The sequence below is a fragment of the Pseudomonas sp. 5Ae-yellow genome (assembly GCF_014077575.1).
In the GTDB taxonomy this organism is placed as follows: Bacteria; Pseudomonadota; Gammaproteobacteria; order Pseudomonadales; family Pseudomonadaceae; genus Halopseudomonas; species Halopseudomonas neustonica.
On the sequence record NZ_JACGWE010000066.1, the window covers coordinates 1 to 9,998 of the forward strand.

7 protein-coding genes are annotated in these 9,998 nt (G+C 51.6%); 2 read left to right on the forward strand and 5 right to left on the reverse strand.

The features are described from left to right. Window positions 1-391: 391 nt before the first annotated feature. A complete protein-coding gene (locus H4J77_RS18525) occupies window positions 392-760 on the forward strand; it encodes a hypothetical protein (protein ID WP_220469433.1) in 369 nt (122 codons plus the stop codon). A gap of 88 nt (window positions 761-848) precedes the next feature. Continuing rightward, the gene (locus tag H4J77_RS18530) at window positions 849-2,222 is read left to right on the forward strand and encodes a heavy metal sensor histidine kinase (protein WP_182249911.1); all 1,374 of its coding nucleotides are present in this window, start codon (window positions 849-851) and stop codon (window positions 2,220-2,222) included. A gap of 16 nt (window positions 2,223-2,238) precedes the next feature. On the opposite strand, the gene H4J77_RS18535 is transcribed toward H4J77_RS18530, so the two are convergent. From H4J77_RS18535 to H4J77_RS18555, 5 genes are all read right to left on the reverse strand, one after another. Continuing rightward, complete coding sequence (locus tag H4J77_RS18535; RefSeq protein WP_123891422.1) at window positions 2,239-2,922, reverse strand: heavy metal response regulator transcription factor; 684 nt, start codon at window positions 2,920-2,922, stop codon at window positions 2,239-2,241. A 290-nt stretch (window positions 2,923-3,212) separates the two neighbouring features. Beyond that, window positions 3,213-6,368 carry an efflux RND transporter permease subunit gene (locus tag H4J77_RS18540; protein WP_123891421.1) on the reverse strand — a complete coding sequence of 1,052 codons (3,156 nt, stop codon included), beginning with the start codon at window positions 6,366-6,368 and terminating at the stop codon, window positions 3,213-3,215. Window positions 6,369-6,384: 16 nt separating this feature from the next. Next, window positions 6,385-7,722 (reverse strand): efflux RND transporter periplasmic adaptor subunit, encoded by a 1,338-nt coding sequence (locus H4J77_RS18545; RefSeq protein WP_123891420.1) that lies wholly within the window; start codon window positions 7,720-7,722, stop codon window positions 6,385-6,387. A gap of 9 nt (window positions 7,723-7,731) precedes the next feature. Continuing rightward, the gene (locus H4J77_RS18550) at window positions 7,732-9,021 is read right to left on the reverse strand and encodes a TolC family protein (RefSeq protein WP_259364925.1); all 1,290 of its coding nucleotides are present in this window, start codon (window positions 9,019-9,021) and stop codon (window positions 7,732-7,734) included. Window positions 9,022-9,890: 869 nt separating this feature from the next. Beyond that, on the reverse strand, window positions 9,891-9,998 hold a 108-nt coding region (locus tag H4J77_RS18555; RefSeq protein ID WP_148079639.1), incomplete at its 5' end, for an IS3 family transposase.

Sequence of the window (9,998 nt, forward strand, 5' to 3'; positions counted from 1 at the left end):
ATTACATTGAGATGTTTTATAACCCAAGGCGCCGGCACGGCACGAGTGGTGACCTGTCACCGGTCGAGTACGAAAAGCGTCATTACCAGAGTCTGGCGAGTGTCTAGAATACTGGGGGCGATTCAATATAATGATGGGCATGATGAAGACTCAGCAAACCGCCGAATAGTAAAAAACGATGCTAACTTAACCAAGGGTTCGTTATAGAGCCCTTTTCTCTTCGACTCTAATAAAGACAGCCGCCTAAATCCGCATTCAATCGAATGCTGTTAGTCCGTCTTATTTCGTACCGAAGGAGTTATCTATCAACAAAAATAGAATACTGAACACACCAGAGCTACACGTCGCAATTTTCTCATTCTTCCTGCATTTTATCTGGGAGCTGATGCAGATGCCATTATTTGCCGGATTCGACGATACTCATTACTTCAGCGTCATTCTGCATTGCACCAGAGCCACCGGCGGCGACGTCATTATTTCCCTTGGAGCGTTCTGGACTGCTAGCTTATTCGCCCGTTCAAGGTACTGGTTTCTGGCAGATCGATTCCTGCCCCTTGGCATATTCCTAATTGCTGGCCTACTGATTACCGTAGTTTTTGAGCTCCTGGCGACAGGCCCATTTCAACGCTGGACCTATGAACAATCCATGCCGGTGCTGCCCTTTACGAATGTAGGTTTGTCACCCATTGCCCAGTGGATCGCGTTACCTCTGCTGCAAATGTGGTTTGTCCGGCGCCAGGTGCTTGGCGGACACCTTTAGGGCGTTCAGATGCGGAGGTAAAGGGTAAAGGACGAAATGCCTGGTCATTTTCACTAACGCTGCCTTTGGTACTGAGCGAGAAACAGTTATGAGTATGTTGTCTATGCGCGCCAGAATGGCGCTTCTTTTTATATTGGTAGTAACAACAGTTCTGGCGTTCGCTGCCGTAAGCTTTGATTTTTTTTGTCGCCTGCATTTTGAGCGACAGGATGAACAGGTTCTCCAACACAAGATACAGTCGCTGGAGGCAGTTCTGTCGCGCAATGACGGCCTTGGGTCATCCATAATGTCCGACATCGACCGATTGCTTGACACCTCATTTGGCTTTGCTGTCGTGATTAAAGCCGGAAACCGCGTCGTTTATTCACATCACAACCTGCCCGAAAAATACCTGCCTTTTAATAACTCCGGCAATGCTGACAAGTGGCTGATTCAAGTGGGCCCCAACATCTACACGGGGACGACCCAGCGGATCGGGGAGTGGGCAGATGGAGAAGGAAAGACGATTCACTTGGCCCTAGATGTCACACACCGCACCCACTTTTTCGAAATGATTCGTCAATGGTTCATTTATACACTTCTCGTCAGTGCTGTGCTCAGCGGCGTACTTGGTTACGCATTTATTGGCCGGGGTCTCAAGCCGATCTCCCGCCTGTCAAAGACAACTTCCACCATCACTGCCAACTGCCTGGAAACGCGAATCCCTGCCGAATCGGTACCAACCGAACTGCATGAGCTCGTGAACAGCTTTAACGCCATGCTTGAGCGATTGGATAATTCCTTTCTTCGCCTATCGGGCTTTTCAGCTGACATCGCGCATGAGCTGCGCACACCGCTGAACAGCATGCTGACCCAAACTGAAGTGGCGCTGATGAAGGATCGCTCTGGCGAAGACTACAAAGAAATTCTTTTGTCGACCCTTGAGGAGCTCCGCAGGATGTCGCGAATGGTCGACGACATGCTATTTCTGGCCAAAGCCGACAACGGCATGATTACTCCCGATTTAGAAGATCACAACCTGGCAACTATCGGAGCGAGCGTGCTCGAATATTACGAATATGCGGCCGACGAAAAGGGGTTAAAACTGATCATGAGTTGCGAAGGCGTCACCTGGGTACAAGGTGACAATCTCATGTTGCGACGCGCCCTTTCGAACATCTTGTCCAATGCAGTGCGTTACGCAGATGAAGGCACTGTTGTCGTTATTGAGGTCTCGAGAGCAGATGATTGGGTGCTCTTGAAGGTGAGTAACCAAGGCCCGATAATTTCTGCTAAGCATATCGATAAGCTTTTTGACCGTTTTTACCGAATCGATACCGCAAGGCGCGAAGGAAGCACCTTGAATGCGGGTCTTGGAATGGCTATTACCCGGTCGATTATCGAAGCGCACAAAGGAACAATTGAATGCAGTTCAGCGGATAGAATCACCACATTCGAGATTAAATTAGCAGCAATCGTTTAAGCATGTAACGCCAAGCTCAACTTGACTCTGTACTATCGATGAAATAGCCCATGCCTCGAACGGTTTGAATCAACTTTACAGGGAAGTCATCATCAATTTTTGCGCGTAGTCGTCTAATAGCGACCTCAATAATATTAGTGTCGCTATCAAAGTTGATATCCCATACTTTGGATGCAATAAGCGATTTAGATAACACTTCACCCCGACGGCGAAGCAGTAGCTCAAGCAACATGAATTCCTTTGCAGTCAGATCGATGCGTTTGCCTCCGCGCTCGACTCTTCGCTTCAACAAGTCCACCTGCATGTCTGCAATGGCCAAGCTCGTCTGGACAGTTGCATTGGTTCCACGACGCAGCAACGACCTTACTCGGGCCAGCAACTCGGAAAAGGCGAACGGTTTGACCAGGTAATCATCTGCCCCAAGCTCTAGGCCTTTGACTCTATCTTCCACCTGGTCTCGAGCAGTCAGAAACAGCGCAGGCGTTTCACTGCCCGCAGCGCGTGCTCGTTCAAGCACCTGCCAGCCATCCAGCCCTGGCATCATCACGTCCAAAATCAGCAGGTCATATTCTTCATCATGAGCCTGTTGGACCGCATCAATACCGTTCGTGACCAAGTCGACAACAAACCCAGCTTCAGCCAAACCTTGTTTCAAGTAAACGCCAGTCTTCGGTTCATCTTCTGCAACCAAGATTTTCACAATCAAGCTCCTGCCTAAGCAATAGCTCATTGTGCAGTGCTCAGGACGGAGATGCTATTGCCTTTCATAAATGTAATTGACGGCGTCCAACACATCGATAGTGTTAAGGCCTGAACCGGCTTGGCGCGTCGGGAGATTGCGCCGACAGCGCCAAACGATCAACCCGCCATCCGCCCACATTCTTCTAAACAGGCGATGCAGGCTTCGGCGCAGCGCTGACTAACACGCCCCGTACTCGCTATATAGCAGGAACGGGGCGTGCGTACCGACACTCAATTTTGATAGCTCTGTTAAGAACTAGCGCTTGCTTGCTCTTCTAACTCGTCATCTCGACGGTGAACCAGCTGGTAAAGCAACGGTAACACTAATAGCGTTAGCACCGTTGAAGACAGAATCCCGCCGATCACCACCGTCGCAAGAGGACGTTGTACCTCTGCACCGGTCCCGACATTTAAAGCCATTGGAACAAATCCGAGTGAAGCCACAAGAGCAGTCATTAATACCGGTCGTAGCCGGGTAAGAGCGCCCTCGCGGATCGCGGTGTCCAGAGGTAAACCTTGCTCCCGTAGGCTACGGATGAAGGAGATCATTACCAGGCCATTTAGAACGGCGACGCCTGACAGAGCAATAAAGCCAACTCCTGCTGAAATGGACAACGGGATATCTCTCAGCCACAGCGCAACAATGCCTCCGGTGAGCGCAAATGGAATCCCTGTAAAGACCAATAAGCCGTCTTTGACATTGTTGAACATCATGAAAAGCAGAATGAACACCAGGAGCAGCGCCACGGGGACGACAATCTGCAGCCGCTTCGTTGCCGATTCAAGCTGCTCGAAGGTACCGCCCCAGTCGATCCAATAACCTGCCGGGATATCTACCTGGGCCTGGATTTTCTGTTCTGCCTCAGATACGAATGATCCAATGTCACGACCACGGACGTTTGCACTGACAACAATTCGCCGTTTCCCTTCTTCTCTACTGATCTGATTCGGACCGGGGGACAGATCTAGCGTGGCCACCTCGCCGAGGGGGATATAACTTATGGTGCTGTTTAATTCCCTTGGAAGGGCAATTGGAAGCCGCTCAATTGCGGCGAGATCGCTGCGTATCTCGTCCGGTAAACGAACCACGATATCGAAACGCCGGTCTCCTTGAAACAAGGTGCCTGCCTCTCGGCCACCGATAGCTACTGCAACCGCTTGCTGTACAGTATCTAGACTCAGGCCGTATCGTGCGATTTGATCGCGATCGATATCAATCGTGAGCATAGGAAGGCCAGTCGTTTGCTCGACCGTAACCTCTGAAGCGCCTGGTACTTGTTCTAGCAGCTCGGACACTTCCGCCGCCGTGCTGTTAAGAACCTCCATGTCATCACCATAGATTTTCACGGCCACCGCGGCACGAACACCGGAAATCAACTCGTTGAAACGCAGCTGAATCGGCTGGGAAAACTCGTAGTTATTGCCCGGCAACTCAGCGGCGGACGCTTGGACCTCGCTTAAGAGCTCATTGCGCGACTTGCCTGGATCCGGCCACTGCTCTTGTGGCTTCAGCATGACGTACCCGTCAGAGATATTTGGTGGCATGGCATCGGATGCCACCTCCGCAGTGCCTGTGCGCGCAAAAATCCGCTCGATCTCCGGAAACTCACCCATAAGCTTTCGTTCCAGCTGCTGCTGCATCTCGACAGACTGACTAAGACTGGTAGCCGGTACACGAAGGGCTTGGATAGCGAAGTCTCCCTCGTTGAGGCTAGGCACGAATTCACTGCCCATACGTGACCCTACGAGGCCGGAAAGTATGACTACAACTACGGCAAAGGTGAGCACCGCTGGCTTGTTGGCCATCACCGCATCGAGTGTAGGTGCGTAGGCCCGTTTAGTATTGCGGATTAGAAAGTTTTCCTTCTCTGTAACCCGCTTACCGATAAATAGCGCAACGGCTGCCGGGACGAACGTCACCGAGAGGATCATCGCCCCGAATAGCGCTGTCACTACGGTAAACGCCATGGGCGTGAACATCTTACCTTCTACCCCTGTAAGGGCGAATATCGGCAGATACACGATCATAATGATCAGTTGCCCATATAGTAGAGGCCGACGCACTTCCTTTGCCGCAGCGAACACTTCATGAAGCCGCTCGGACAGCGTTAATGCCCGTCCGTGATGGGACTGAGCGTGAGCAAGTCGACGCACGCAGTTCTCAACAATCACCACGGCACCATCGATAATGATGCCGAAATCCAATGCGCCTAAGCTCATCAGGTTGGCGCTGACCTCGTTGGCTACCATGCCGGTGAACGTAAAGAGCATCGCCAGCGGTATAACAAGTGCGGTTAGGATCGCCGCACGGATATTGCCCAAGAAGAGAAAAAGTATAACCACAACAAGAATGGCACCCTCAGTGAGGTTCTTCTTAACGGTGGATATAGCTTTGTCTACGAGTACAGTTCGATCGTAGACAGTGATCGCCTTTACGCCTTCCGGAAGCGAAAGGTTTATCTCTTTCATCTTGTCATCGACAGCCCTAGAAACTACCCGGCTATTTTCACCGATAAGCATGAAAGCCGTACCTAGAACCACTTCGCGGCCATTCTCGGTGGCTGCGCCAGTACGGAGCTCCTTTCCAACCTCGACCGTCGCAACGTCCCGGATACGCACTGGGGTACCGTCAACGTTGCTAATAAGGGTATTGCGGATGTCCTCCACAGACTGCATTTGTCCTGGTGCACGAACAAGATACTGCTCGCCGCGCTTTTCAATATATCCGGCACCTAGATTGTTATTGTTTTGCTCAACCGCCTCGATTAGATCTTGTAGTGTTAGTCCAAACGACCGCAAAGTGTCTGGGTTGGGGGCGATCTGATATTCCTTTGCATATCCTCCGATCGTATTGATCTCAGTAACACCAGGTACATTGCGGACTTGCGGTTTGATGATCCAATCTTGAATCTCACGCAAGTCAGCAGGGGTATACGGCGTACCGTCCGATTTGGTGGCACCTTCCTCAGCTTCAACCGTCCAAAAGTAGATTTCGCCAAGCCCAGTGGAAATAGGGCCAAGTGTTGGAGTGACGCCTTCTGGGAGCTGATCTTTGGCCCCTCCCAGGCGCTCATTCACAAGTTGGCGGGCAAAATAGATGTCAGTGCCTTCCTCAAAAATAACTGTGATCTGAGAAAGTCCATATCGAGACAAGGAACGTGTCTGCTCGAGCTTGGGCAACCCGGCCATTACCGTCTCGAGCGGGTAGGTAATGCGCTGCTCCACTTCCAGCGGGGAATAACCTGGCGCCGCAGTGTTGATTTGCACCTGTACGTTGGTGATATCAGGAACAGCGTCGATAGGCAGCTTTTGGTAGCTGTAAACTCCTAACGCTGCCATGCCAAGCACGGCTAGCAAAACCAGCCAGCGATGCTCTATAGAAAAACGAATGATACGTTCGAACACAGTCTATAACTCCGTATTAGTGAGCATGCGAGGCGCTGGCTTTGCCAAGCTCGGACTTAATAATGAAGCTGTTAGCCAAGGCATAGCGCGCTCCGGCCTGAAGACCTTCCTTGATTTCAACCGCTTCACTATCGCTGCGACCAGTCACGATTGGCTGAGCAGCAAAACCATGGTCGGTCCGTACAAACACCACCGGCTTTTCTTCCAATGTGTGGATCGCATCAGGACTTACTGCGACTGGCACGGATGCTTCGCCAGCGCCTACCTGCACTTTGACGAACAGGCCGGGGCGCCAAACCCCTTCAGGATTGGGAAGTGTGACCCGGGCGGTAGCGGCGCGGCTTTGCTGACCAACAAGTGAGCCGACATAAGAAACGGTGCCATTGGCACTGGACTCGAATGCTGTGGCCTCGATAACGGCATTGCTGCCGACTCGTACCGCGCTGAGTGCATTGGCAGGAACGCTGATATCTGCCCAAACGGTAGAGAGATCGGAAATGATGAATATCTGGTCATCGGTATTGACTGACTCACCGAGCGTGATGTCCTTCTCAACGATCATCCCATCGAACGGCGCCCTGAGTTCGTAGCGGCTCAATGCGTCTGGCTTGCCAGCATCACTGCCAAGCGCTTGTAGCTGTGCGTTTGCATTCGCAACAGTCAGCTCTGCTTCCCGTAAAGCCTGTTGTGCCTGTAAATAATCCTGTTCCGCAGAAATACGCTCTTCCCATAGCTCCTTTTCGCGTCGATAGGTTTTTTGAGCCAATGCAAGACGTTTTTGCGCCGCGTAGAACTCGCTTCTACGTTCCGACAGGTCTGTACTCGCGATCACAGCAAGTACTTGCCCCTGTTTCACCTGTTCGCCCAAATCAACTTTGACCGCTTCAACGACACCTGAGAGACGAGGCACAACTTGCGCTGTGCGGTCTTGGTTGAATGTAATTTCGCCAGGCAGCTCGATTGCGCTTTTTATCAGTGCAGGCTGAGCGGTTGCCAGCGAGATGCCCGCGGCTAGGATTTGGGACTCAGAGAGTTCAACCTCTGCTGCTTCAGCGTGCGCCGCTCCCTCAGGGCCATCGTCATGCTCATCTTTCTCTGCCGCACCGACCTCGTGATCGCTATCGGCGCCTTCTTCATCATGGCCATGATCTCCTTCGGCTTCGGTATCCTCATCCGAATGCCCTTCATCATCATGCTCCGAAGCGCCACCATGCTCGTCGCTCGCATTGGGCACAGCAGGACTACTGCCAAGAAGCAATCCGCCAAGCACTAGTGCCACGCCTAATATGACGACGATCCAAAAAATCTGCTTCTTGTGAACAGCCAAGGAAGATGTGTTCGATTTACTTTTCATATGGATTCCTTATGGCTGAGTGGCCGTGGTGATAACGGCCGACCCATCGCCGACAATTCGCGCAATTTCCGCCGCCGCCTGGTTAGCTTGCGAGAGCGCAGACAGGTATTGAGAGCGGGCTTGAAAAAGCGTGCGTTGAGCATCCAGTACGTCAAGGAAGGTGAACTTTCCGAGTTCGAACCCCTTGCTGGCAGCTTCATAAGCGCTTTGGGCACTGGGGAGCATGTCGTTGCGCAACAGTTCGAACTGCTGGCTAGCAGCGCGCAGCCGCATGTGCGCTTGGGAAAGTTCGCTTTTCAGGCGTATATGGACGGCGTTAAGCTCGTCCTGCGCCTGGTAGGCCCGTTCCTGCGCTGCTCCGATGTTGCCTTGGTTTCGATCAAACAACGGCAGGGGCATCGAGATACCCACCAGCCCCAGCGTGCCGTTATATTCATCTGAGCGTTGGGCACCTACGCTAACCGTCACGTTAGAAAAGCGATTCGTCCTTTCCAGCTCCAACGCAGCCCGACGTCTTTCTGCTTCCCGACGCGCGCGGGTTAGTTGAGCGGAATCGCTCAAACGGCTATAAAGCTCGCCTAGTTCGGGAAGCGGAGGTACTGCCTCTGCCGGCTCTTGTACTCGCTCAAAGCGTGGCTGTGGGTTTCCCCAGTTGGCCGCCAGACGAGTGCGCGCAGCTTCGAGTTCAGCTGTGGCCTGGGCAAGCTCCACTTGCACTCCAGTAGCCGCAACCCGCGCCCGGGTTTCCTCTACGGGAGAAACCATGCCGGCCCTCACACGCCGATTGGCCACGTTCACTGCTTGCTTCGCAAGGTTTGAAGCAGCCTGAGCGAGCTCCAGCCGTTCTTGAGCAGTAAACACATCGTAGTATGCGCCCATCACTGCCCCCCTCAGTCGAGCTTGAGCGTCCTGTAGGTCGGCGGCCGCTACGTCCATGGCGCGTTGCGCTGCCTCAATACGAGCCGAACGTTTACCGCCTATCTCGATTTCTTGGCTAAGTTCAAGCGTCGTCTCCGGGGCGTCTCCCCTTATTCCTTCCTGACTAGCGGACAATATTGGGTTTGGCCGTACTCCGGCTTGAGTAATTAATGCTTGGGAAACAGCCAGCTCGCGTTTGGCAGCAGCCAGTTGAGGGCTTGCAGAGCTAGCAAGCTCCAAGGCGCGTAACATACTTATGGAATCGATAGGCTCAACCAGGGAGGTATTTAACTCATTGACAGGTGAGGACTCTGTGAAGGTCGGCAAATCTAAAGATTGCGCAAAGGCAAGGTTGCACGACAACGTAATCAATCCTAGCAAGAATAGAACTTCTCGCATCTAAGTCTCCTAAAGAAGTTGAAGATAGAAGGCACGTCAGATACAGATAAATGGCACTCAATGGTTACTTTCGCGTCTGATCTTATTTGCATTGATGCGCCGATTAGATTTCTAAGAGCTCTCAGATTCAGCCGATGCGTAGCCGCCAAAAGGAAACTTTTTCAAGCTCCTTCTTAAGGCCACGCCAGGCGAGATTCCTTTCGTTATATACCGCTCGCATTGGTCGCCATGGAAAAAACAGCCTCAATTTGGGCTGGTTTTTTATTTGCTTTTTATAATCCCTCCTTCTCCGAACTCAAAGATTCATGCAGATATCCTAGATAACTTTTTGGCGAACCATTTTCATAATTTTACCTCGCGCCAACAACTGCGGATGATGTTGCAATGGGAAAAGCGCAAGCAACAACAGCAGAACTATTTTTCTAATCCAAGGCATAGCTGTTTTTTCCTCGCCCTAAGATGCTGGCGTCTCACATTAAGTCAGCCATGCTGGCTTCCAGGAAAGAGCAAGCCAGGGTGCTACGCGTGGATTACTTATGACCGAAGCTGCAGGTGAAGTATGTTGAGGCTCTTATCCAATCGCAAACTACCTGCGTCAAGACGAGGATCATATGCGCAGCTAATGCAACAGTGAATAGCTCAAGATCCAAACAAGAAAGCGACTTCATATAACATCGCTATACAGGCCAAATATCTGAGCGCTATCTGTAGGAGACTATAAAGTAGAGCTGTTAACGAACCAGTGACCACTTCGTTACAAATTTGTAATAAAAAAGCGATCGACTGTTGAACCTGAAGATTACAAAATAGTAATTTACCGCTAATGTTGTGGTTGAATCGCCCCCAGTATTCTAGACACTCGCCAGACTCTGGTAATGACGCTTTTCGTACTCGACCGGTGACAGGTCACCACTCGTGCCGTGCCGGCGCCTTGGGTTATAAAACATCTCAATGTAATT